Source organism: Aurantivibrio infirmus (assembly GCF_054767315.1).
Window position 1 is genome coordinate 65,051 of record NZ_BAAFSK010000004.1, and the last position, 24,872, is coordinate 89,922.

Here is a 24,872-nt window from a genome sequence, read left to right on the forward strand (position 1 = left end):
GTAGAGGACGTGAAAAGCCAAAAAACTCAGCTAAATCAGGGCAGTGCACGCCCGAAGTAGCCACTGAAGGGGTAACCTTAAGGCCCAAAAAGCTATACCATAGCCCGCTTCCAAAATTCTAATTTTCAGTACTCTAGGATAAAGATCGTGGCGCACGGACAACCCTGGCAAAACAACGACGACAACTTACTCCAGCGTTTTGTCGGCGTATTTCGCTACAGTCGCCACGCAATCGATTTAGTCTGGAGCACCTCCCAATCCCTCACCATCGGCTTCGCCATACTCACAGTCGCTGCTGGTGCCCTACCCATACTCATGGCTTACATTGGCCAATTGATTGTCGATGCGGTCGTCGCAGCAATTGGTATTTACCAAGCGAGTGGTGCAATTGAAAGTGGTGAAGCAATTCGCTATGTCATTTTAGAAGCCTTTGCCTTTGTCCTACTCGCCGCCTGCCAGCGCGGTATTTCGGTCATCCAATCTTTGTTACGCGCCCAACTCGGTCAGCGGGTTAACGTAATGATTTTGGAAAAAGCCCTAGAATTACAGATGTCCCATTTCGAAGATTCGGAATTTTATGATCGACTCACCCGTGCCCGCCGTGAAGCCTCTTCACGGCCATTGAGTTTGGTCACCCGTACTTTCGGTTTGATCCAAAACGGTATTTCTTTATTTGGTGCAGGCATTTTACTGGTTCAGTTTTCGCCCTGGGCCTTGCTGATTTTAGTGTTTGGCGCACTGCCTGTATTCATCGCAGAAACGAAATTTTCTGGCGATGCCTTTCGACTTTTCCGTTGGCGCTCTCCGGAAACCCGTATGCAAATGTATTTAGAAACTGTATTAGCCAGAGAAGATAGCGCCAAAGAAGTAAAACTTTATCAACTAGGTCCACTGTTACTGCAACGTTACCGTGACATTTTCACCAAGCTATATCGTGCAGATCGGGATTTAACCTTACGACGCGACTTCTGGGGTTTCGTACTAAGCATCATCGGTACTGTGGCTTTTTATGGCGCCTATGCTTGGATAATTATTTCAACCATCGCCACCAAAATTACCCTTGGCCAAATGACAATGTACCTGGCGGTATTTAAACAGGGGCAATCAGCGGTGAGCGCGAGCTTGAGCGCTATCAGTGGTATGTACGAAGATAATTTATATCTCTCTAATCTCTACGAATATTTAGATCAAGAAATTCCCGATCAAGTCGGCAATGCAACGGAAGGTTTCGACAAAAACGATGGCATTCGCTTTGAAAATGTCAGTTTCATCTATCCACATACCAAAAAGCCCGCACTAAAAAATATTAACTTGCATCTAAAACCTGGATCGAGTTTAGCTTTAGTCGGTGAAAATGGTTCCGGTAAAACCACCTTAATTAAATTACTCACCCGTTTGTATACACCAGACAGCGGCAGAATTTTATTAGATGGTTTGGACATCCAAGCTTGGAACCCGATACGTTTGCGACAGCGCATCGGTGTCATTTTTCAAGATTTTGTGCGCTACCAAATGTTGGTCGGTGAGAATGTTGGCGCCGGTGATGTCAATTATTTCACTGACAAAAAGCGTTGGCAGAATGCTGCCGAAAAAGGCATGGCGGTAGATTTCATTGACGACCTAAACGACGGTTTCGATACGCAACTGGGCAAGTGGTTTAAAGGCGGCCAAGAGCTCTCCGGCGGACAATGGCAAAAAATCGCTTTGTCTCGCGCCTTTATGCGAGAAGATGCGGACATTCTAGTACTAGATGAACCCACCGCCGCGATGGACGCGCAAGCAGAAGCAAATATTTTTGAACATTTTCGTAAACACGCATCAAACAAGATTGCGATACTAATTTCTCATCGATTTTCGACGGTGCGCATGGCGGACACGATAGTTGTTATGGACAAAGGCTCGATCGTCGAACAAGGTAATCACGAAGAGTTATTAGCGCTTGATAAGCAATATGCACATTTGTTTCGTTTACAGGCTAAGGGTTATCAGTAATCCATTCTTAAAGGGACAGGCAGATCGCTTACCGAAATGAAGCGTTACTTGAAATCTACAGGCACCATCCGTGCGGAATTCAAACAATAAGCACAAATAAAGTTAACAAATCAAATTACACTGGAATAATTATGATTGATCTATACACCGCTGCAACGCCCAATGGACGAAAAATTTCCATCGCTCTGGAAGAACTGAATTTAGATTACAATGTTATCGCTTTTAATCTGTCCGAAAAAAAACAGCACGAAAAAGAATTTTTAGCCATCAACCCCAATGGCCGCATCCCCGCCATCGTCGATCACAACAACGATGATTTTGCGGTCTTTGAATCCGGTGCGATTTTAATTTACTTAGCTGAGCAAACCGGCAAGTTAATGCCAAGCGATGTCAAAGGCCGATCCCGTGTAATGCAGTGGTTAATGTTTCAAATGGGCGGACTCGGCCCAATGATGGGGCAATCCAACGTGTTCTACCGATATTTCCCAGAGAAAATTCCCTCCGCTATTGAACGCTATCACCGGGAAGTAAAACGTCTGCTTACCGTATTGGATGTGCATTTAAAACAACACGAATACTTAGCAGGTGATTACAGCATTGCCGACATCGCCAACTGGCCCTGGGCAAAAATTCATAACTGGAGTGGCGTAGAAATAGATGGTTTACCCAACCTACAACGTTGGCTCGATCAAATTAGCGAACGCCCTGCGGTGATTAAAGGAAAAGATATTCCACCGCGCGCAGTGGAGGTTGATAAACAAATTAAGGGTGCGCAGAATATTTTGGTTTAGTTGCAAGGGAATACTAGAAACCAGGGTTAGAAACTGGGGTTAGATAAAAATTAATCCACGCTCTTTTATCGCCGACGCCCTTTCTTTTTTTGGATAATGATTAAGAGCGAAAGTATTTTTCCAATACTCTTTGAACATATGTTTTGGAAAATTCTAGTTTGTCACTGAGCCATCTTTTCTCGTCAAATAAATTTTCAGCATACGGTGGATATTCTTTATGGCTGTATATAAAACTCCAGGAAGCAACACAAATAACGCAGCAAAAAAACGGACCGCTCCCGTTAAGAAATTGGCCTATGGTTTGTTAGCTCAGTGTTTTGCAACTTCCTTTTGCTTTGCCCAGCAAGAATCGTCGCCACTTCAAGGTCGTACATTAGCCGATGGTGAATTTGATTATTGTTTTGAAGTGAATCGCCCGTGGTTAGAGAGCAATCCTCTTCCGCCAGACCGTCCATGGTTAAGCGAGTACGTAGAAGTCTATGACATCGTACAAGAACGTTTGCAAAAAATCGTTTTTGAGTCAGACGAATCCTTTTCCGTATCTGCAAACGTAAGTCATCTATATCAAAGTTATTCAAATATAGAACGGCGGAACACGCTGGGTGTTCAAGCTCTTGCGCATGAACTCGAAATAATCGAGGAAATGCGTACTCCAGAAGACGTCGCTCGAATAATCGCGCGTTTTAATCGCTTACATAGTGATAGATCGGGCGGCACTCGCTCTCCTGTGCCAGCGCCATTCTCGATTGATGTTTGGCCTGACTCGAAAAATTCGAATCGCGAGTTGGTACATTTACTTCAGTCGGGACTCAGCTTGCCTGATAAATCTTATTACCTCGACGACAACGCAAGCCTCATCGAAACTAGAGGTAAATTTCGTGAGCACATTACAAAAATATTCACCTTGGCAAATACAGAGGCTGACATTAGTAACATTGCTCGTACCGCCGCCGACGTGCTTGAAGTGGAAACTAAGTTGGCAAAGCTTCAGTGGAATCTAATTGAGCAGCAAGATGTACGAGAACGTTCTCGTCAATTTTCTATCGATGAATTAGAGCGCTTTGCTCCTGATTTTAAATGGCGTGTTTTCTTTAAGGAAGCCGCACTAGCTTCGGATATCGCTATCGCTCTTGAACAGCCGTCCTTTGTCCGCTCTGCAGCACAAATGTTCGTAACGCTACCTACCGACAAACTACGAGCTTATTTTCGCTGGCAGCTATTACAGCATTATGCAAATTACCTCAGCGAACCTTTTGGTGATGCCACTTTCGATTTTTATGGTAAAGAGCTATCTGGATTAAAAGCAAAGCCTAGCTTTCGACAAAGCGCGATGGAGCTTTTGCGATTCCAGCTGGAAGATGAATTGTCGCTAGTTTATTTAGAAAGATATTTTCCTTCATCAATGAAGGTGAAAGCCCAGGCGATTGCTGAAAACGTACGTCGTGCGTATATAGAAAGGATAGACAAGGCCTCTTGGCTCGCGTCAACGACCCGCGACGAAGCGAAGCGTAAACTCACGAAGATGCGAGTTGAAATAGCTTATCCCGATAGGACTATAGAGCCACCTTCAGTTACTTTGCAATCTGATGAGTTGATTGAAAATTTGATGCGTCTTAGTCAACGAGACTATGAAGGATTACTCAAAAAATTAACTAAGCCAACCGATAGACAGCGGTGGTGGAATTCGCCGCTAGGTTTTGGCGGCTCATACAGTACTAGTCGTAATATGTTGATTATCTCTGCAGGAAGATTACAGGCACCACTGTTTAGCGTTACCGCAAGCGACGCGGAAAACTACGGAGGCCTGGGAACACTGATTGGACACGAGATGGGCCATGCACTGGATAATCAGGGTAGCGAATACGACGCCGATGGAAACGTACGTGATTGGTGGACACAGGAGGATCGTCAAGAATTTGCGCGCCGCACAGAACAACTGGCTAAACAATATAGTCGGTATCAACCGCTGCCCGGAATGTTTGTTGACGGAGACGCGACCCTTAGTGAAAACATAGCTGATCTTGCCGGACTAACCATTGGATACCATGCCTTTGAATTAGCGATGAAAAATCAGTCCAAAGTTATCGCTGTCACTGACCAACGCACATTCTTTGAGAGTTGGGCGCGGCGCTGGCGCGTCCAATACAATAACGCTTTATTAACGCTTGTATTAAAATCGGATAGCCATCCTCCTTTGCAATATCGGTGTACTGCTCCGCTTGCAAATTTTCCTCTTTTTTACGAAGCTATTGATATTGAGGAAACCAACCCTGCTTACATCGTACCGGAGAACCGAGTCACCGTTTGGTAGAAATGGAAATAGTTAAAGTAATAATTGGCTTTGGGATATTCATTGGCCTAGTCGCCTTGGCAATGAAGCTACTTGAAAATCTTGCTAAGAAAGTAGGCGCTAAAGTTATCTACATAAGCATTATATTTGTGATTCCGACTTTGATTGGGTTGTCAATCGTGGCAAGCGGTTATCAAAACTTAAAGTGGTATGAGGTTATTTATTTTCCATTCTTAGGTAGCGCATTAATACTTGCGGCTATTCTACTAGTTCTCGTTCAGCTGACTCCGGAAATCATATGTTTGCCATTTCGATATATTTGGAAGTTGTTTGTAAAAAACAAAAAGTAACTCCACCAAATCGTAATAACTAAAAAAATAACTAAAAATAATCGTGGGTAGATATAAAGCTACTATTGCCCCTAATTTTCAATGATCAGAAACGTCCATTAGTTTTGACTTTAAGGTTCATATGTCTAACAAATTCTTGGCAATTGATCTCCAGACAATTTGTCCAGGTGGCGCTTAGTACCGAAAGCGGTTTTTAAAGTAACGAAACCCTGTGGTTTATTATTACGGCTAGTATTTTGTTCTAGCGTTATTTCAGAATCACTTATCCCAACATCGGCTTTTACTTGTTCGATATCAGATAACTCTTTAACCACTGCGCCAATTTTTTTTGCATTTTTACTCGCTTCATGGCGACTGAGTATCTCTAGCGTTCTATTGGAATCTTCATCTGGCACCACCAATACAAAGCGCCCCTCATTTGCAACGAACATAGGATCTAAACCCAAGATATTGCATAGCGAAGATACGGGCTCAATCACGGGAACAGAATTTTCTTCTATCTCAATATGTACTTTTGCACTTTGCGCAATTTCTATTACGCTCGTTGCTAAGCCACCTCGCGTTAAATCACGCAGACAGTGAAGGTCAATATCCGCCGCCAATAGATCGTTAACGACTTCATGCAAGCAAGCCATATCACTTTGCAAGTTTGTTTCAAAATTTATTCCTTCGCGGCTCGCCATTACGGCACAGCCGTGCCTACCGATGTCGCCACTCACAATAATGGCGTCGCCCATTTTTATTCTTGAAGGATTTGGATAAGGTAAAGAATCGATTAAACCGATCCCAGAGGTATTGATAAAAATGCCGTCGCCTTTCCCAGCATTAACAACTTTTGTATCACCGGTAACAATTACCACTCCGGCAGACTCAGCGGTGGCGGAGATTGATTCTACGATGGCATTTAATTTTTGCTTGGGAAAACCTTCTTCTAAAATAATTGCTAAGGAGAGATACTTGGGCTTCGCTCCCATCATTGCTAAATCATTTATTGTTCCTGTTACTGCCAAACTGCCAATATTACCGCCAGGAAAAAATAGCGGATTTATTACATAAGAATCAGTGGTAAAAGCCAAATGAACATCACCAAAGCTTAAAACCGCACTATCTTCTTGGCGCTCTAGGTGAATGTTGGCAAGCTTACTTAGGAAAACATCTTCAATCAGTTTCGCCGTTTGTTTACCACCTGCGCCATGAGCCATGGTGATAATGTCGGTATCAGCATCAGCGGGACACAATAAACTATCAAAATCAATCGCCATTTATCACCACGTTTTTCGGCAGAATTTGTTTTTATCAATCGACAGGCCAGATTATGCCGCGAAGCAAACCATAGAAATTAATACAATAATCTAGTCAATCAGATCGATAGAGTATCTGTACTGATAATACGCTGCGCAAGCACCTTCGCTCGACACCATGGTCGCACCCAAAGGGTTATCAGGATGACAAGGTTTACCAAAATGTGGGCATTGCTTCGGTTTTTTTAAGCCTTGTAACACTTCTCCACTAATACAGCTATTGTCTGATGCAAGCATTTCAAAACCGAACTTTGATAGAGGGAATTTTTCTTCCGCATCAAATCCTTTATATTTCTCTCGCAACACCAAACCACTCATTGGCACCTCACCAATCCCGCGCCATTCCTTGTCTGCTAATCTAAATACCTTATTCATAATTGTTTGCGCCGCACTGTTTCCTTGTTTCTTTACACTGCGGGTATAACAATTTTTAACACCATAAGAACCGCTTTCTAACATATCGACACTGGTATCGATGCCCATCATCATATCGACGGGTTCAAAGCCTGTAATGACGATGGGCACTTTAAACTGTTCCGCAATTGCTCGGTATTCGTTTTCGCCCATTACGGTACACACGTGACCCGCCGCCAGAAAAGCATCTATCTTGCGATTGGGGTTAGATAGAATTGCCAACATCGCCGGCGGCACGGTGACTTGTGATACCAGCACACTATAATTTTGCAAACGCTCTTTCGAAGCTTGTTCTATCGCAACTGCGTTCAAAGGAGCGGTAGTCTCAAAACCGATGGCCAAAAAAACAATTTCTTTACTCGGATTATTCCGCGCAATTTGCAAGGCATCCATCGGTGAATAAACATTTCGAACATCACCTCCTCGCGCCCGCGCATCCAGCAAAGAATTTTTAGATCCGGGTACTCGCAACATATCTCCAAAAGAACAAACGATTACATTCGGAAGCGCAGCACAGGCAATGGCTTGATCCAATACTTTTGCTGGCGTGACACAGACCGGGCAGCCGGGACCGTGGACTAGATGCACCTCATTAGGTAACAGCCGATCCAAACCATATTTAACGATGGTATTGGTCTGACTGCCGCATACTTCCATTAGGGTCCAATCACGTGTCACCCGTTGCGAGAGTTGTTGCCGATAATGCTCTACTAGCTCTGGGGATCTGAACTCATCAACATACTTCATTGTAAGCGCTCCATCTTTCGAAACGCTTCTAAAGATGCAATAGCTTCTTCTTGATCGAGAACTGTGATCGCAAAACCGGCATGAACAATCACATATTCTTGCTCGCGGACTTCTTCGACAAAAGACAAATTGACCGACTTAAAAACGCCCTCATATTCAACGCGGCCCATCGGCTGGCCATCGTCAGCAACATATTTCTCAACTAACAAACCTGGCATCGCTAAACACATCCTACTTCCCCTTTTTGAAGCACTGTGTCTGAAGACGTTTGTTCAGCACGATTTGAGTGTTGTTTTAAAAAAGCGGCAATCTGACCAACGGCAATACCTGAATCATTGGGGGGAATTTGTTGCGGCCAATAACATGCAATCTTGGAATTTTTGCAGGCTGTATTTAATAGCTCCAAGAGTAGGCGGTTTTGAAAACACCCACCGCTGACCACAACAGTATGCTGTTTCATTATCCGGGCAACATCTAAAGTAATCGATACTAAAGTCTGCCAAACTGCAAAGGCGATTTCACCAGTCTCGACGCCTCGTTTTTTCCGATCCATCAAGTCAACCACCATAGGTCGCCAGTCTAAGCGGAGCATATTCCGCTCTTGAAAAAAATCATAATTGAGATCTTTAATGTCACTTTTTATTTTTTTATCCATAGTTGCTTCGCTAGCCTGCGCCGCGTTCTGAGATGTCAGCCATTGTTGTGCCTTAGATTGCAGAATCATGGCGGCTTCACCCTCGAAGCTATTTATATGACAAAGGTTCAACATGCTCGCCAAACCGTCTATAAGACGACCCATTGCGGAACTCGTCACCAATCCAGTTTTGTTCATGGACGAACGATTCGACAATAGACGACTGAGTATTTTAATTTCCTTTTCGCTCCACCCGGGATCGCACTGCGCTAGAAAAACACTCGACAGATTATTGCTCTCGATCTCACTTAACATTGCCAACGCTATTCGCCTTGGTTCTTTTTGCGCTTGATCGCCACCCACCAACATTATCGGCTTAAGACTTGCCGCACGATCATAACTGGTTTCTCCAATTGTGAAAAACTCACCACCCCATATCTCGAGTTCTGTCACGTTTGCGGTAGATTGAGAATCTATCAATTTATTATCACCCATGCCGAAGCCTAGACCATCCCAAGTCACTGCCAGATAGGGAGCCTGAACACCGTGTTCGTATTCACAAGCGAATGCGTGGGCCAGATGGTGTTGCACCGTGGAAATCTGAGAACGCGCTAAACCTGCTGGAAAAGGAAACTCCCTATGGGTGTCTCCAACCACGCTCACATCCTTACCGCATCGATCTAGAAAATCATTCACATAAAGATCACGTTTTTCGAGCACGGATTTCGATTCTAAATCACCAATAAATGGACTTAGAAACAATGTCTTATCGCTAACCATCGCGACAGTATTTTTTAGGTAAGTGCCCAATCCCAAGCAAGGTAGCGTTTTGTCATCTAAATTTAATTTTAAAGGTGTATAACCGCGAGCTGGGCGTAATAACATTGGTGCATGTTCGACAATTTGAGCAATAGAATCATCGACCGGTTGATGAATTTTTAAATCATGATCCAGAATCGCAGAAAACGTATTCGGGAAGCTCTCTAATAGTTCTTCTATGCTGCCGATCAGCGTTTCGCCTTTACGATTCGCACTGGTCACGATCAAAGCTTTCCCCCAAAATTGTTGTAGCAAAAAATACAAACTGTTTGGTGGCAACATCACCGCTAAATAAGCATTATTCGGAGCGACTTCACTAAACATTTTCCGCGACCGTAACAAGGTTAATGGGCCGGCTTTATTTTTTAATAGACCCTTTTCTTGCGAAGACAAATAACAATCACGAGAAATTAAATCAAGATCTGGGTACATCAGGGCTAAAGGCTTACTCGGCCGGGACTTTAGCTCGCGAATTTTCTCGACAGCACACTTATTGTTAGGGTCAGCAACGATATGAAAACCGCTAGTTCCCTTAATCGCAACAACATGTCCCTCCGCAATATTTTTTGCCAGCGTTTGAATACAAAACTGAGAATTAGTTTCAATTTCCACGCCCTCTGCATTTTTCAACGAAAGGTGGGGGCCGCAACTAGGACAAGAAATCGTTTGGGCGTAAAAACGACGATTTTCGGAATCATTATATTCTTGCTCACATTTTTCACAGCGTAGAAAATGTTTAAAGCTCGTGTTACTGCGCTCAAAGGGGGAACCAAGACTTACGGAGTAACGAGGACCACACTCCGCACACGAGGTAAAAGCGTAGGTTTGACGGCGATTACCGATTGATAGCATATCTTTCTGGCACCGCTCACAAGGAACACGATCGGGAATCAAACACTGATTTATATTTAACTCGCTAGTCTCAGAATGATGAATCTGAAAAGATTCTCGGAACGACGCAGAGGGCGATGTCTCGAGCATCGTCAACGATTCGACTTGAGGATGAGAATCGAGAGTTTCGACAAAAGTTTTTATGCACGCTGCATCACCAAAAGCCATGATCTCAACGCCGCCGATGGTATTGATAACGCTACCAAAAATAGACAGACTATCCGCGAGTTTTTTTATATAAGGTCGAAATCCACAGCCCTGGACAATGCCTGTGACCTCTATTTTTATACATCTATTATTCATTTTGGGAAATTACATTAGTTTTCACAATAAAATCATTGACGAGTATCAAAGCATACATAATAGTAATTAGCGACAATTGCAGAGCGATTTTGAGTATTCTCCTCTGGAATCAACCCACAGTTTGAAAGGAGTGAACTTTGCGCTTTCTACCCATTGGGCCCTACCCTAGAAACGTATCAAGCGATAAAGTCCGAGAACTCATTGCGAACTATTGGCAGCATGGTATATCTCGTCACCAACTCCTTCAGGTACTCGTAGACTTACAACATAACTTCGGGTGGATTTCACCAAGCGCGATCGAGATACTCAGCGACTCTGTTGATTTAAGCGCAGGTGAAATCACTGGCATCATTGATTTTTATCATTTTTTACGTATTAAGCAACCCAGTGCCTGGCAAATTTATCTCAGTACTAACATTACCGATATGATGTTAGACCAAAACAATAATTTACGAACTCTAATTGAATTTGCCGAAAGCCATCCAGAAAAACTATCCGTTAACACGACGTCCTGTACTGGGTTATGCGAACAGGGACCAGCATTATTGATTAATGGCTTTGCTATTTCGAAACTAAATCCAGCACGCATTCAACAAATACTTAATCTGATTCAACAAGAAACGCAATTCGATCGTTGGCCAGAGCAACTATTCTCAATACCAGAAACCATTTTAGCTAGTGGACCTTTATTAGGTCATACAGTCAATCCAGGCGAGCTACGTGAAAAAATTACTAAGCAAGGAAATCATTATTTCCTCGAACAATTGAAATTATCCGGCTTACAAGGTCGCGGTGGTGCTGCGTTCAACACCTTCTTTAAATGGCAAAGTTGTATTGCTGTACCTGCTGATAAAAAATATGTGGTTTGTAACGCTGACGAAGGCGAACCGGGAACATTCAAAGACCGCGTTTTATTAAACAGTAAAATCGACAACGTACTTGAAGGTATGAGTATTTGTGCTGAAGTCATCGGTGCAACTCACGGCTTTATCTATTTACGCAATGAGTATCTATTCCTGGTAAATCATATTCAAAACGCCATAGACAGCAGACGCAAAAGTGGTTTGTTCGGTGAAAATTTTGACATTGAAATTCACCTTGGCGCAGGGGCCTATATTTGCGGTGAAGAGTCCGCACTTCTCGAATCATTAGAGGGCAAACGCGGGATTCCGCGTATTCGCCCTCCCTTTCCCGTTAGCCACGGTTATCTACAACAACCCACTGTCGTCAATAATGTTGAAACATTCTGTAATATCGCACTGATAGCGGATTTTGGTGCCGACAAATTTCGCGAAGCCGGCACCAAGGCTTCTCCGGGTACCAAATTACACAGCATTTCAGGAGACTGTCCCTCACCAGGAATTGTCGAGCTTCCGTTGGGGGCAACTATCAAGGAAGCATTACTTCTCGTCGATGCAAAAAATGCCGTCTATGTTCAGGTTGGCGGACCATCGGGAAAGTTGATTCATAAAGATCAGTTTCATCTCCCCTTGGATTTTGAAAATATTCATACTGGCGGCTCTTTAATGGTATTTAATGAGTCGCGCTCAATCAGCGATATACTTTCAAACTATATGCAATTTTTTTCTGAAGAATCCTGTGGCTTTTGCACACCGTGCCGGGTAGGAACTGCAGTTATCGATTCTAAAATGAAAAAAATTACGTCTCAACAAGCCGGAAAAAATGACATAGACCTCATTATTCAAACCAGTGATCTACTTTCCGCCGCTAGCCATTGCGGACTAGGAAAGGCCGCCGGCGATTGCGCTCGACAAATTATTAACGACTTTCATGTCCCAATGAACAATTCCATTAGCGATGATTTTGTCGGAGAAGAAATAGCGCGACAAATCGACCGAGTAACCCAGTAATGACTGAAACCGTACCAAAGGAAAAAAATGACGCTACCCATCAATTATTAATTGACGGTGTTGCGATAAATTTTTCACCAGGACAAACGGTTATTCAAGCCGCAACAGAAGCGGGAATTTATATTCCTCATTTATGCTTTAGTCCGAAACTGTCTCTTCATGGTAGCTGTAAGCTTTGTTTAGTGAGCGAAGGCGAAGGTTATTTCTCTGCCTGTACCATGAAGGCAAAACATGGGATGAACATCAGCAACAATTCACCACGATTACAAAAATTGCGTTTGCAACTTATTGAAATGTTGTTTTCCGAAGGTAATCATTACTGTCCATCCTGTGAAGTATCCGGCAATTGCCAACTACAAGCGCTTGCCTACGAACTTGGCATGACGCATAGCGAATTCCCCTTGCAATATCCACTTCGTCAACGTGATGGCTCTCACCAAGACATTTTTATTGATCGAGACCGCTGTATTAATTGCGAATTATGTGTGCGCGCTAGTCGTGAGTTAGACGCTAAAAATGTTTTTTCTTTGGGCGGACGAGGACAAGATACCGAGCTCCGCATTAACAGTGTGGATGGCCAACTACAGTCAAGCAACTTAATTGCCAGTGACCTAAGCACAAGTGTATGTCCTGTTGGGGCTATCATTCACAAACATAACAATTACACTGAAGTACCTGGTGAACGTCTTTATGATCACGACACAATCAGCGAAATCGGTAATAAACGGCCTGCCCTTATCAATGGTGGTATTGATGAAAACTAACCAGAGCGGGGAAAAATTAAAAATTGCTACTGGCTCGCTTGCCGGTTGTTTTGGTTGTCATATGTCATTTTTAGATATTGACGAACAATTAGTTGATCTTGAGAAACATTTCGAATTTGATCGCTCGCCATTTACAGACATCAAAGAATTAGGGCCTTGTGATATTGGCTTGATTGAGGGCGGTCTTTGTAATAAAGAAAACGTAGAAGTGCTAAACCTTTTTCGATCCAAATGCAAAGTGCTAGTTTCAGTCGGCGCATGCGCAATCAACGGGGGCGTCCCAGCATTAAGAAATCAATTTACCGTCGAGGAATGTTTGGACGAATCGTATCGTGACGGTTTAGGTTTGACTCCTCAATCAATAATACCCAATGACGAGGAGCTACCCGCGTTGTTGAATAAAGTCGTTCCGATTCACGAAGCTGTACAGATAGATTATTTTTTGCCTGGCTGCCCTCCACCCGCTGAAGCTTTCATTGAACTGTTGCAAGCGATTTTAGAAAAAAGAGAACCCAATATTAACTACGCACTTCGACGTTTCGATTGAATTAATTTTTCTAAATAGCTTAGCCAAAACAAGAGAATCGCAATCATCGTATGAACGAAACAACTAAACCAAAATCACGCCGTATCGCGATCGACCCTATTACCCGGGTTGAGGGTCACGGCAAGGTAACCTTGCTTATCGACGACAATGGGCATATTACACAAGCCCGTTTACACATCGTGGAATTTCGCGGTTTCGAAAAGTTTATTCAAGGCAGACCTTATTGGGAACTGCCTTTGTTAGTGCAAAGACTTTGTGGTATTTGCCCAGTAAGTCATCATTTGGCCGCTGCAAAAGCAATCGATCAAATTGCCGGGGTCAACAATTTATCTTCACCAGCGATCAAACTCCGACGCCTAATGCATTTTGGTCAAGTTCTACAATCACATGCCTTACATTTTTTTCATCTCGCATCGCCTGACTTACTATTTGGTTACGATAGCGATACCGCCAAACGGAACATTATTGGCGTCTTAAAAGAAAACCCTGAGCTCGCTATTAAAGGAATAAAAATTCGCAAGTTTGGCCAACAAATTATTCAAGCGATTAGTGGCAAGCGAATTCATGGTATTGCAGCGATTCCTGGTGGCATGAATAGAGCCCTAAAAATCGATAATATTAGCGGCTTAAAAATCGATATTAAGGACATTATAAGCTGGACACGAGAAGCAGTTATGCTTTCAAAAAAACTATGTCTGGCAGACGAAAAGCTATTCAAAAATTTCGCAAGGTTTGATACTCGGTATATGTCCCTAGTTGACGGCAAAGGTAACTTAGAACTATACGATGGAAAAATACGGGTTAAAAATAGCGACGGAAGCATTCATACGGATCAGTTCGCCGATAATAATTACTTAGATTTAATCAATGAGGACGTTCGAAGCTGGAGCTATATGAAGTTTCCCTTCCTTGTCAAAGAAGGACCGGAGACCGGGTGGTATCGGGTTGGCCCTCTGGCAAGGCTTAATAACTGCGACCAAATTTCTACGCCAGAAGCTGAATTATTTCGCCAAGAATTTCGCAACTTCAACCCCCATGGATTAGTGCACAACACTTTAGCATTTCATTGGGCGAGGATGATTGAAGCCCTCCATTGTGCCGAGTCTATCGCCCTCCTGTTGGACGATCCTGATTTAATGTCCGACGATTTAAAGCGTAGCGGTAATAAGCAGAACGAAGGTATCGGCGTTATAGAAGCACCACGCGGCACTCTGTTTCATCACTATCAAATAGATGAAAATGACATGGTAGAAAAAGCGAACTTAATCGTTTCAACAACCAGCAATAACCAAGCGATGAATGAATCTATCAGGCAAGTCGCCAACCAATATTTGGACGGCAAGGAAATTACACCTGAGTTATTGAACCTCATTGAAGTTTCCATTCGCGCTTACGATCCCTGCTTGTCCTGTGCAACACACGCCGTTGGTCAAATGCCTTTAAGTATTGAATTAGTTAACCTTAAGGGCGAGCAGATTCATCGCTTGGAAAAATCAAATCGCGGCGAGTTTTCATGAACACCAAAACGCATCTCACGATTATCGCTTACGGTAACCCAAGCCGCGGCGACGATGGTGCAGCGCCTCTACTTTTAAAAGCGCTCAGTGCCATGAACCTAGACCAAAATACGCGCTACAACTTTAATCTTATTGAAGATTTACAACTTAACCCAGAACATGTTTTTGATCTTGTAGGAACCGACACTGTAATATTCGTTGACGCTTGCCGCGCTACCCTAAACAATTTTAGCTTTAGTAGAATATCTGCGGAGGCTAGCAGCCACTTTTCAACCCATGTACAAAGTCCGGAAAATATTCTTGCACTCTTCGAATTAACTCAACAGCGAAACGCTCCGCCTAGTTATTTGCTCGCCATTGAGGGCAAAGAATTTGAGCTGAACACTGAAATATCGGACTCTACTTTGCAGGCAATCGAAACAGCCTTAGCTTTCCTGCAAAAAATATTTAGCACAGAGCCACAATCTTGGCTAAATTTAGTCACAAGCAACCACGAGCTGGCAAAACCAGGCAAGAAGGTGACCCATGCATGAAGCATCGTTAGCCGAAGAGCTCATCGAAATCATCAACGCCACGGCACGACGAGAACATTTTAAACATGTCAAGAAAGTGGAACTTGAAATTGGAGAACTATCCTGTGTCGATCCCGAATCTTTGCGATTCGCGATCGAAGCCTTGATATACGATTCCGTTTTAGATCTCGCGACCATCAATATTTCTCAAATTCCTGGGCGTCTCCAGTGTTTACATTGCAAAAAAGAATTTGAAGGAGATTCAGTCCATATCGCTTGTCCGTACTGCCAGCAATTTGGTACCAGGATAGTTGGCGGCGATGATATGCAACTTACCGAACTAGAAATATACGAGGAATAAGATGTGTACTATTTGCGGGTGTGATTCTTTGACCAAACATCAATATGTCAATAAGCGTTCAGATGCTTCTAAAAATTCTCTCCATCCAAACAACACGTGGCAGCCAGCTATAGATATTATTACGACGCAAAAACCTCCTCGATATCTCGCTTCGAACGACAACGCGAAAGATATCCCCGTGTTAAATTTCGGGGATAATGCCGCTGGCGTAACCGTAGCGGGTTGCGAATCGACAAGACTAGTTAATTTACAAAAATCTCTCTTCGCGAAAAACAATACCTTCGCTCAACAAGCGCGAGAACATTTAAAAACACAACATTGTCTTGGCCTAAATCTGTTATCGAGCCCTGGCACCGGAAAAACAACATTGCTAGCAGAAACGCTTAGTCGGCTGGTAAAGACCCTGCCCTGTTCAGTTATTGAAGGCGACCAACAAACAACCCTTGATGCAGATAGATTAGCCGCCACTGGCGCACAAACCCTTCAGATCAACACGGGAAAAGGCTGTCACCTAGACGCCCATATGATGATCCAAGCTTTCGATCGGATTCCCGCGCCAAAATCTGGCGTCGTTTTCATAGAAAATGTTGGCAATCTTGTTTGTCCCGCCGGATTTGATCTCGGAGAACATCATAAGATCGTCGCCCTATCCGTTACTGAGGGCGAAGATAAGCCATTAAAATACCCGGATGCTTTTTATCACTCCTCATTATTACTGATTACCAAAACAGATCTCTTGCCTTATGTAGACTTCGACATATCGAAATGTCGCCAGTACGCACAGGAAATTAATCCCGCGATAAAAATAATCGAAGTGTCGGCGAAAACCGGGCAAGGTATGGGCGATTGGCTTAATTGGCTCTATGAGCAGATAAGTGAAATGACATCTGAAAATCAATAACAGCCTTAACTCGTTGAATATTTATTGATTCGACGCAAATAAGACTACCACTTAGTTCGATAAGATCTGCGTTACGGTATAACGCTCTAAATAATTATTTTAGCCATTGACTTTTATTTAGACCCTCTTAGCTTCAATTAATAACCGCAATTTTCTACAAAGGAATCGTATGAACCAATATACCTACATCCTTCGATTCAAAGAAATTACCGCCAACGATATCGCGCTTGTCGGTGGAAAAAATGCGTCTCTGGGAGAAATGGTTCGAGAGCTTTCTTCACAAGGTGTCCGGGTGCCCGATGGCTTTGCAACAACCGCCGAAGCCTACCAACTCTATCTTGAACACAACCAACTAACTGACCCGATCACTACACGTCTAGCAGACCTAGATATCACCGATGTCAGCGCACTTGCGAATACGGGGCAAGAGATACGCCAATTAATTATCGATGCGGAACTTCCGCCTGCGTTAATTGCAGAGATTGAGCAGGCATATTCAGAAATGCTTACCAAGGAGGGAGCAGAACTCAGCGTCGCGGTTCGTAGTTCAGCAACAGCCGAAGATCTACCCAATGCATCTTTTGCAGGCCAACAAGAAACCTATTTAAATATATCGGGAATAGACCAGCTACTTGAAACCTGTAAATTAGTTTACGCGTCACTATTTACAGACCGCGCGATCGCTTATCGAGTCCATCAAGGCTTCGATCACATGGACGTTTCTCTTTCAATCGGCATTCAAAAAATGGTGCGTTCAGACCTCGGCGCTTCCGGTGTTATGTTCACTATCGATACCGAAACGGGTTTTCGAGATTTAATTATGATCACCGCAGCGTACGGTCTCGGTGAAACTATCGTGCAAGGATCGGTAAACCCCGATGAGTTTATTGTATTTAAAAATACCTTATTGATCGGACACAAGCCCATTTTACGGCGTCACCTGGGTGAAAAGGCCATTAAAATGGTCTACGGAACACAAGCCAAAAATAATGATTCAATTTGCGGAAACCACTCAACCCACACCGTCGATGTTGATGAAGCCGATCGCAATCGCTTTGCTATTAACGATGATGACTTGTTGGAGCTAGCACATTACGCAATCACCATTGAAAAACACTATTCAAAACACGCGGGTGCACCAAGACCAATGGACATCGAGTGGGCAAAAGACGGGATCACCGGTGAGCTTTTTATTGTTCAAGCGAGACCCGAAACCATTCACGGGCATACGACATCAAGCTTACAAGAAACTTTTCACCTTATTGAAAAAGGCAAATTAATTACCCAAGGTAAAAGTGTCGGCAGCAAAATAGGTACCGGGAAGGTACGTATTATTGCTAACGCATCAAAAATGAAGGATCTACAAGCGGGTGAAATTTTGGTAACGGACATGACAGATCCAGATTGGGAGCCAGTGATGAAAATCGCCAGCGCGATCGTCACCAATCGTGGTGGGCGCGTTTGTCACGCCGCCATTATTGCTCGAGAACTGGGCATACCCGCTATTGTCGGCGCCGGCAACGCTACCGAAATCTTGAACGATGGCCAAACCGTAACGGCTTCTTGCGCAGAAGGAGAAGTCGGCAAGGTCTATGAAGGTGCTCTAAAATTTGAAAAAAGAAGTTTTGACATCTCAACACTAAAACGTCCAAAAACTAAAATAATGTTAATCGTCGGAAACCCAGGTCAAGCATTTTCGCTTGCTGCATTACCCAATGATGGGGTTGGACTGGCGCGAATGGAATTTATCATCAACAACTCCATCGGTATTCATCCCCGCGCATTACTTGAGTTCAATTCCATGTCGACGGAATTAAAACAAGAAATTAAGAAAAAAATTGCCGGTTATTCAGATCCGGTAAATTTTTATATCGATCGACTCGCTGAAGGGATTGGTAGTATCGCCGCCGCATTTTATCCAAAGCCTGTCATCCTTCGCACCAGTGATTTTAAATCAAATGAATATGCTGCACTCATTGGCGGTGATAGTTTCGAACCGCAAGAAGAAAACCCCATGCTCGGCTTTAGAGGTGCCGCCAGATACTATTCCGAGAATTTTGAAGATTGCTTTGCATTAGAATGCCAGGCGATTAAGAAAGTTCGCGAAGTAATGGGCCTGACCAACTTAGAAGTAATGCTGCCGTTCGTTCGTACCGTTAACGAAGTTGAGAAAGTTAATCTAATAATGGAAAAACATGGGCTCGTTCGTGGCGAAAAAGGATTGAAGCTTAACTTGATGTGTGAGATTCCAGCGAACGCTTTGTTGGCCGACAAATTTCTTGCTCACTGCGATGGCTTTTCAATCGGCTCCAATGATTTAACACAATTGACGTTAGGCGTTGATCGTGATTCGGGAATTCTCAGCCAATATGATGAGCGCGATCCAGCACTAAAAGTCATCATGGCTATGGCTATCAAAGCCTGCAACGCGCATGGAAAATATATTGGCATTTGCGGTCAGGCGCCTTCTGATTTCCCAGAAATAACTGAATGGTTGATTCAACAAAAAATATCTTCGATTGCTCTCAACCCCGATTCAGTGATGAAAATGACGGAAATTGCCTACCAAGCCGAACAAGCATCGCTAGATTCCGATACAAATTAGCCCGATCAAATATTTCATTTCTGGCTTTGAATATCCGCATGAGACTGCTTGTCGACCATCCCGCTCATAAACTTATTGACAGCTTTTTCTATTTCAACAACAAAAAACAAAGGTAAAGTAAACAGCACTAAATAAAGCCAATCTTTCGCAATTATCGGCTCCAATTTAAACACTGCATGTGATGTTGGCCAATAAGTAAAAATAAGCTGCAAACTCATCACTGCACTCACTGCCAGTACAGTCGGCAGTACTCTCTTAAAAGAACGGGTAGACAAAGAAGACTGATATAAAAATCGGCAGTTAAATAAGTAGACCACTTCAAATAACACCAAGGCGTTCACCACCATCGTTCTTGCGTACTCCGCACTCACGCCTCGCTGCAAATAAATGCTAAACATCCAAAATACAATGCTAGCCATACATATAACTACCAATAACATTCGAATTAGCAAGCTTCGAGTAATGAAGGAATGCTTGGGCGAACGCGGTGAACGCTGCATAATATTGTCTTCACCTAACTCAAAAATGATCGCTAGCGACAGAGTGACGCCCGTAACCATATTGACCCATAAAATTTGAGCTGGAGTAACGGGTAAAACCAAGCCGAATACAATTGCCAACACAATTATGCTCGCTTCCGCAAAACTGGTCGGCAAGATATAAATAATTGCCTTTAAGATATTGTCATAAACGGTTCGCCCTTCGCGTATCGCTCGAGTGATCGTCGAAAAGTTATCATCGGTAAGAACAAAATGTGCCGCCTCCTTCGCAGCATCTGTGCCCTTGCCACCCATCGCGACACCAATATTGGCTTTTTTAAGTGCAGGCGCATCGTTTACCCCGTCTCCGGTCATCGCCACGACATGTCCATTTTTTTGTAAAGCATCGATGAGTTGTAATTTATTTGCAGGACTCGTGCGTGCATATATATCAACACTATCAACCGTCGATTGCAGTTCAGAGATACTCAATGCTTCCAACTCGCGGCCGGTTAATACGATCTCCGCATTTAACCCTAACTCTCGACCAATTGCCGCCGCAGTCATCGGGTTATCCCCGGTAATCATCTTGACGCGAATGCCAGCACTGTGGCAATCGGCTATTGATTCAACGACATCTTCACGGGGTGGATCAGCGATACCCACCAAGGCTACAAGTATCAATCCATCTTCGATGTGCTGCGGATCAAAACCATCGACGTTCGCCTCGGTATTTTTGTAAGCAAGCGCCATAACTCGCATTCCGTTGCCAGCTTGTACCGCTAATTCTTTCTCCCAGTATTCTTTGTTAATGGCTTTCGGCCCAGCCTCGGATAATTCTTGATGACAATAGTTAATTAGTTTATCAGGTGCGCCTTTTACAAAAATTATTTGTCCCTGAGTACTTCCTTGGAGCGATTCGTGTAGTGTCGCCATATAGCGGCGTTCGCTTTCGAAAGGAATTTCATCCAAACGTGGTTTAGACTTTTCTTCTTCCACGTTTAATCCAATTTTTAAAGCTAAAGAGTAAAGCGCACCTTCAGTTGGATCACCATTAATAACCCAATCTTCGTCCTGAAAAACGACAGTGGTATCGTTACAATGAAAACTGATCTGCGCGGCCATCTTTTTAAGCGATTCAAAACTATCTGAATCTTTCGACGCCTTATCACTTTTATCCAGAATAGAGTCAGTCAATTCGCCATCAGGACCATAACCGTCTCCACTTACTCGAAAACTTTTTCCACTAAAAATTACATTTCTAGCAACCATTGTATTGGTGGTTAAGGTACCCGTTTTATCAGTACAAATTACATCGACGGAACCCAGTACTTCGACTGCTGGCAGCTGACGAACTAAAGCTTGGTGGCGAGCCATGCGTTGCACGCCGATTGCTAAGGTGATAGTAACGATGGCTGGAAGACCTTCGGGTATCGATGCAACCGCAATACCGATGGCGCCCTGAAACATTTCGGAAAAACCGTAACCTTTAATGAACATTCCAAACAACATTGTCAATAGAGCAACGGCAACTATTGCGATCGTTAATTGCTTGGCAAAAACACTGAGTTGATTTTGTAGTGGCGTACTTGCCAGCGACACACTCTGAACCAAGGTATTGATCGCGCCAAGTTGAGTCTGGCTCGCGGTTTGAGTCACCACACCCAGGCCAGTGCCCGATGTCACCAAAGTGCCCATAAAGGCCATATTTTTCTGTTCTGCTAAAGAACAGTTCGCATCTAACTCGACAATATCTTTACTCACAGTTAGCGATTCACCCGTCAATGCCGACTCATCGCAGCTCAACTCTTTTTCTTCAATTAACCGCAAATCTGCTGGGACTCGATCTCCCGCTTGTAGCGTAACGATATCGCCAGGTACAAGCTCCGAACTATCGATGGTCACTAGTTCAGCCTCACGCACAACAATGGTCTGAGTTTTTGCCATAGCGAGTATGGCTAACAAAGCTTGCTCCGCTTTTCCTTCCTGAATAAATCCCACGATGCCATTCACGATAACGACACCAACAATCACACCACAATCAACGTAGTGTTCAAGCAGCAAACTAATTAAAGCACTCATCCAGAGAACGTAAATTAATGGGTTGTGAAATTGTCGTAACAATCTCAGCCATGCGGGCGTGGGTTTGGCGAGGGGTAGAGAGTTTGGGCCGTATTCGCGCAAGCGATTTTTTGCTTCTTGTTGACTAAGGCCTTGACGGGAGGTGGACAATAACGCAAAGGTTTTTTCAATGGAAACGGAAAAGTAATCGAATAATTCTTTAGGTTTCAATTTTCTTAGAGCTTCCCCCTTAAAAATATCCTTTGATGCCTTATCGTTACTCATAACATACCGACTTTAAGATAACTTCCCAATAAAAATAATGCTAACACTAAACCGTTTTATTATATTGATCCCTATATCAGATAATTGTTTGAGTGATGACGAGTGACACCAATAAAATTTTTAAAGAATAATTTTAGCCAGTACCTGTCACTAAACCTCAAGCTTGAAACATGGCTTATAGTTTTGGCCGTTGAGTTTCATTCTGCCTTGATCGACGAACCCTCTTAGCAATTTATCTAATTCTGTCAGCAAATGTTTTTCGCCTTTAATAATATAAGGTCCATTCCGTTTTATTTGCTCAATACCGAAGGCTTTCACATTGCCCGCAACAATACCCGAAAATGCACAACGCAGTTGTGCAGCCAACTCATGTTTTGGTAGCGAAGTATCTAATTTTAAATTAGCCATTGTTTCATGGTCAGGATGAAAGGGTACTTGAAACGCTTCTGGAATAACCGCATTCCAGTTGTAGGCGTAGGACTCTTGAACTTTGCGACGATAACGAATCACCTGTTCAATACCCCGTTTAACATGCAACGCTACCTTCGCTGGATCACCGATGACAATTTCGTAAAAGCGTGTTGTTTCTTCACCCAAGGTTTTACGAATAAAGTCGTCAAGTGCGCGGAAATATTCTTCGCGTCCTTCCGGTGCCGCAAAAATAACCGGCAAGGGAATTTCGCGGTTATCTGGATGCATTAACATGCCCAACAAATAAAGCACTTCTTCAGCAGTACCGGCCCCACCCGGGAAAACTACAATGCAATGCGCCAAACGAACAAATGCTTCTAGACGTTTTTCAATATCAGGCAATATCACCAATTCATTGACTGTGGGGTTTGGTGATTCCGACGCGATAATTCCCGGTTCTGTTATTCCAACATAACGACCGTCATTGACCTGTTGCTTTGAATGGCCAATTAATGCACCTTTCATAGGGCCTTTCATTGCACCAATACCACAACCTGTGGCGATATCCATACCTCGCAAGCCGAGTTCGTAACCTACCTCTTTAGAGTAATCGTATTCAACTCGATCGATAGAGTGACCTCCCCAGCAAACAACAAGATTGGGTTTGCGATTTGCTTGCACTACGCCAGCATTGCGAAGAATTCTAAACACGGCATCGGTTAAACCCGCACCAGATTGAAGATCAAAACGGCGATCGCGATTTATTTTATGGTGGGTATAAACAATATCGCGCAACGCGGAAAATAAATGTTCTTGAATACCACGAATCATTTTTCCATCAACAAACGCCGAAGCTGGTGCATTGATCACTTCTAGTTTGATTCCACGTGATTCAGATACAACTCTAACTTCGAAATCAGAATATTCTTTTAACACACGTTCAACATCATCTTGCTCGCTACCGGTGTTAAGGACCGCTAGAGCACAGGCTCGAAAGATATCAAAAATATCTTGATTCGCTTCCATCACGCCGGTAACTTCTCGATGCGATAATAAATTTAAACTGCTGGTGGGTCTAACCGTAGCGCGAGATATTTTTTTCATAAATAATCAATAAAAATCCTAATACAATAAGGTATAAACTTTACGCTGAAATTCAACTGCTAATGGATCGCCCTTCCCTAAGGTGGCGAGCATATCCATCATCGCCTTCTTCGCAGCACCTTCTTGAAAATTCAAATCTTTTTTCAAGATCATAAATAGCAACTCAAGCGCTTCGCGATGGTGGTTATCCTGACTAAATTGAATAGCCAATTTATAGGCCACGTCAAAATTGTCCGGCTCTTCGTTAAGTTGTTTTTCTAAGGCCTGAATTTCAGGGCTTTTCGCCGCTTCCTGCTTTAACTCAAACAATGCCCTGACCTGCTCATAAACTGCATCTTGATCGACCATAGGAATACTATTGATAATAGTTTCCGCTTCCGAAAACCGTTTTAAATTTAAATATACTTTCGCCAAAGCCAAACCGATATCGCTGCGATTGCCGGATTGCGCATAAGCATCCCTCAATAGCGGCATAGCTTCATTTTCTTTTTGGTTCTCTTGTTGATTTTCAGGTTCTGAGCCGCCATCAAGCTCAGTCTCCTGCTGCAGAATATTTTGTGCCTTCTGGAATAGTATGTCCCATGGTTTAGGTAGGTGTTTATCCAGCAATTCCCGAACAGCGGTTTCAGGCTGCCCGCCTGCAAAACCGTCGATGGGCTGCCCTTCTTTTATTAGCATCACTGTCGGCAAACTACGTACGCCGAATTGACCGGCTAAAGTTTGCTGCTCATCAGCATTGACTCGCGCTAATAAAAACTGCCCGTCATATTCTTCTGCCAACTTTTCGAGTATAGGCATCAAGGATTTGCAAGGGCCACACCAATCCGCCCAAAAATCAACCATTACTAAACGTTGATGAGACTCATCGATCAGCAGCTGCTGTGCATTATTCTGATCAATATCGACAATATGTTCGCTCATT

At 43.4% G+C, this 24,872-nt stretch carries 19 protein-coding genes; 12 read left to right on the forward strand and 7 right to left on the reverse strand.

What is annotated here, in order from left to right:
* Positions 1 to 147: 147 nt before the first annotated feature.
* The 4 genes from ACYUCY_RS09765 (at position 148) to ACYUCY_RS09780 (ending at position 5,423) form a co-directional block, all read left to right on the forward strand.
* Positions 148 to 1,992, forward strand: a complete 1,845-nt coding sequence (locus ACYUCY_RS09765) for an ABC transporter ATP-binding protein (protein ID WP_460226298.1) — start codon at positions 148 to 150, stop codon at positions 1,990 to 1,992.
* Positions 1,993 to 2,123: 131 nt separating this feature from the next.
* Positions 2,124 to 2,783: a glutathione S-transferase family protein gene (locus ACYUCY_RS09770; protein WP_460226299.1), complete on the forward strand. Its 660-nt coding sequence runs from the start codon at positions 2,124 to 2,126 to the stop codon at positions 2,781 to 2,783.
* A 217-nt stretch (positions 2,784 to 3,000) separates the two neighbouring features.
* Positions 3,001 to 5,094, forward strand: a complete 2,094-nt coding sequence (locus tag ACYUCY_RS09775; RefSeq protein ID WP_460226300.1) for a M13-type metalloendopeptidase — start codon at positions 3,001 to 3,003, stop codon at positions 5,092 to 5,094.
* Positions 5,095 to 5,096: 2 nt separating this feature from the next.
* A complete protein-coding gene (locus tag ACYUCY_RS09780) occupies positions 5,097 to 5,423 on the forward strand; it encodes a hypothetical protein (protein ID WP_460226301.1) in 327 nt (108 codons plus the stop codon).
* Positions 5,424 to 5,548: 125 nt separating this feature from the next.
* Here ACYUCY_RS09780 and hypE read toward each other — a convergent pair whose 3' ends face one another.
* From hypE to hypF, 4 genes are all read right to left on the reverse strand, one after another.
* A complete protein-coding gene (gene hypE, locus ACYUCY_RS09785) occupies positions 5,549 to 6,685 on the reverse strand; it encodes a hydrogenase expression/formation protein HypE (RefSeq protein WP_460226302.1) in 1,137 nt (378 codons plus the stop codon).
* 90 nt (positions 6,686 to 6,775) lie between these two features.
* Positions 6,776 to 7,885, reverse strand: coding sequence for a hydrogenase formation protein HypD (gene hypD / locus ACYUCY_RS09790; protein WP_460226303.1), 1,110 nt, complete (start codon positions 7,883 to 7,885; stop codon positions 6,776 to 6,778).
* Positions 7,882 to 8,103: a HypC/HybG/HupF family hydrogenase formation chaperone gene (locus ACYUCY_RS09795; RefSeq protein ID WP_460226304.1), complete on the reverse strand. Its 222-nt coding sequence runs from the start codon at positions 8,101 to 8,103 to the stop codon at positions 7,882 to 7,884. The genes hypD and ACYUCY_RS09795 overlap by 4 nt, the downstream gene beginning before the upstream one ends.
* A 2-nt stretch (positions 8,104 to 8,105) precedes the next feature.
* Positions 8,106 to 10,532 (reverse strand): carbamoyltransferase HypF, encoded by a 2,427-nt coding sequence (hypF, locus tag ACYUCY_RS09800; RefSeq protein WP_460226305.1) that lies wholly within the window; start codon positions 10,530 to 10,532, stop codon positions 8,106 to 8,108.
* A gap of 137 nt (positions 10,533 to 10,669) precedes the next feature.
* On the opposite strand from hypF, the gene ACYUCY_RS09805 reads away from it, so the two are divergent.
* The 8 genes from ACYUCY_RS09805 (at position 10,670) to ppsA (ending at position 19,610) form a co-directional block, all read left to right on the forward strand.
* Positions 10,670 to 12,403 (forward strand): NADH-ubiquinone oxidoreductase-F iron-sulfur binding region domain-containing protein, encoded by a 1,734-nt coding sequence (locus ACYUCY_RS09805; RefSeq protein ID WP_460226306.1) that lies wholly within the window; start codon positions 10,670 to 10,672, stop codon positions 12,401 to 12,403.
* Positions 12,403 to 13,167: a 2Fe-2S iron-sulfur cluster-binding protein gene (locus ACYUCY_RS09810; RefSeq protein WP_460226307.1), complete on the forward strand. Its 765-nt coding sequence runs from the start codon at positions 12,403 to 12,405 to the stop codon at positions 13,165 to 13,167. Before ACYUCY_RS09805 ends, ACYUCY_RS09810 begins: the two co-directional genes overlap by 1 nt.
* Positions 13,157 to 13,714, forward strand: a complete 558-nt coding sequence (locus ACYUCY_RS09815) for an NADH-quinone oxidoreductase subunit B family protein (RefSeq protein WP_460226308.1) — start codon at positions 13,157 to 13,159, stop codon at positions 13,712 to 13,714. The genes ACYUCY_RS09810 and ACYUCY_RS09815 overlap by 11 nt, the downstream gene beginning before the upstream one ends.
* A gap of 50 nt (positions 13,715 to 13,764) precedes the next feature.
* Positions 13,765 to 15,231, forward strand: a complete 1,467-nt coding sequence (locus tag ACYUCY_RS09820; RefSeq protein ID WP_460226309.1) for a Ni/Fe hydrogenase subunit alpha — start codon at positions 13,765 to 13,767, stop codon at positions 15,229 to 15,231.
* A complete protein-coding gene (locus ACYUCY_RS09825) occupies positions 15,228 to 15,764 on the forward strand; it encodes a hydrogenase maturation protease (protein WP_460226310.1) in 537 nt (178 codons plus the stop codon). Before ACYUCY_RS09820 ends, ACYUCY_RS09825 begins: the two co-directional genes overlap by 4 nt.
* Positions 15,757 to 16,104 carry a hydrogenase maturation nickel metallochaperone HypA gene (gene hypA, locus ACYUCY_RS09830; protein WP_460226311.1) on the forward strand — a complete coding sequence of 116 codons (348 nt, stop codon included), beginning with the start codon at positions 15,757 to 15,759 and terminating at the stop codon, positions 16,102 to 16,104. The genes ACYUCY_RS09825 and hypA overlap by 8 nt, the downstream gene beginning before the upstream one ends.
* Positions 16,105 to 16,132: 28 nt before the next feature.
* Positions 16,133 to 17,005 carry a hydrogenase nickel incorporation protein HypB gene (gene hypB, locus ACYUCY_RS09835; protein ID WP_460226312.1) on the forward strand — a complete coding sequence of 291 codons (873 nt, stop codon included), beginning with the start codon at positions 16,133 to 16,135 and terminating at the stop codon, positions 17,003 to 17,005.
* 169 nt (positions 17,006 to 17,174) lie between these two features.
* Positions 17,175 to 19,610 (forward strand): phosphoenolpyruvate synthase, encoded by a 2,436-nt coding sequence (gene ppsA / locus ACYUCY_RS09840; protein ID WP_460226313.1) that lies wholly within the window; start codon positions 17,175 to 17,177, stop codon positions 19,608 to 19,610.
* 14 nt (positions 19,611 to 19,624) lie between these two features.
* Here ppsA and ACYUCY_RS09845 read toward each other — a convergent pair whose 3' ends face one another.
* The 3 genes from ACYUCY_RS09845 to trxA form a co-directional block, all read right to left on the reverse strand.
* Entirely contained in the window at positions 19,625 to 22,435 is a 2,811-nt protein-coding gene (locus ACYUCY_RS09845) for a cation-translocating P-type ATPase (RefSeq protein WP_460226314.1), read from the reverse strand.
* A 150-nt stretch (positions 22,436 to 22,585) separates the two neighbouring features.
* A complete protein-coding gene (gene ppnN / locus ACYUCY_RS09850; RefSeq protein ID WP_460226315.1) occupies positions 22,586 to 23,950 on the reverse strand; it encodes a nucleotide 5'-monophosphate nucleosidase PpnN in 1,365 nt (454 codons plus the stop codon).
* An 18-nt stretch (positions 23,951 to 23,968) separates the two neighbouring features.
* A complete protein-coding gene (gene trxA, locus ACYUCY_RS09855) occupies positions 23,969 to 24,871 on the reverse strand; it encodes a thioredoxin (RefSeq protein ID WP_460226316.1) in 903 nt (300 codons plus the stop codon).
* Position 24,872: the final 1 nt, after the last annotated feature.

Bases quoted from the DNA above. Each gene is read 5' to 3' on its own strand.
- ACYUCY_RS09770 (WP_460226299.1), top strand. From the start codon at position 2,124: ATGATTGATCTATACACCGCTGCAACGCCCAATGGACGAAAAATTTCC.
- ACYUCY_RS09775 (WP_460226300.1), top strand. From the start codon at position 3,001: ATGGCTGTATATAAAACTCCAGGAAGCAACACAAATAACGCAGCAAAA.
- ACYUCY_RS09780 (WP_460226301.1), top strand. From the start codon at position 5,097: ATGGAAATAGTTAAAGTAATAATTGGCTTTGGGATATTCATTGGCCTA.
- hypE (WP_460226302.1), bottom strand. From the start codon at position 6,685: ATGGCGATTGATTTTGATAGTTTATTGTGTCCCGCTGATGCTGATACC.
- hypD (WP_460226303.1), bottom strand. From the start codon at position 7,885: ATGAAGTATGTTGATGAGTTCAGATCCCCAGAGCTAGTAGAGCATTAT.
- ACYUCY_RS09795 (WP_460226304.1), bottom strand. From the start codon at position 8,103: ATGCCAGGTTTGTTAGTTGAGAAATATGTTGCTGACGATGGCCAGCCG.
- hypF (WP_460226305.1), bottom strand. From the start codon at position 10,532: ATGAATAATAGATGTATAAAAATAGAGGTCACAGGCATTGTCCAGGGC.
- ACYUCY_RS09810 (WP_460226307.1), top strand. From the start codon at position 12,403: ATGACTGAAACCGTACCAAAGGAAAAAAATGACGCTACCCATCAATTA.
- ACYUCY_RS09815 (WP_460226308.1), top strand. From the start codon at position 13,157: ATGAAAACTAACCAGAGCGGGGAAAAATTAAAAATTGCTACTGGCTCG.
- ACYUCY_RS09820 (WP_460226309.1), top strand. From the start codon at position 13,765: ATGAACGAAACAACTAAACCAAAATCACGCCGTATCGCGATCGACCCT.
- ACYUCY_RS09825 (WP_460226310.1), top strand. From the start codon at position 15,228: ATGAACACCAAAACGCATCTCACGATTATCGCTTACGGTAACCCAAGC.
- hypA (WP_460226311.1), top strand. From the start codon at position 15,757: ATGCATGAAGCATCGTTAGCCGAAGAGCTCATCGAAATCATCAACGCC.
- ppsA (WP_460226313.1), top strand. From the start codon at position 17,175: ATGAACCAATATACCTACATCCTTCGATTCAAAGAAATTACCGCCAAC.
- ACYUCY_RS09845 (WP_460226314.1), bottom strand. From the start codon at position 22,435: ATGAGTAACGATAAGGCATCAAAGGATATTTTTAAGGGGGAAGCTCTA.
- ppnN (WP_460226315.1), bottom strand. From the start codon at position 23,950: ATGAAAAAAATATCTCGCGCTACGGTTAGACCCACCAGCAGTTTAAAT.
- trxA (WP_460226316.1), bottom strand. From the start codon at position 24,871: ATGAGCGAACATATTGTCGATATTGATCAGAATAATGCACAGCAGCTG.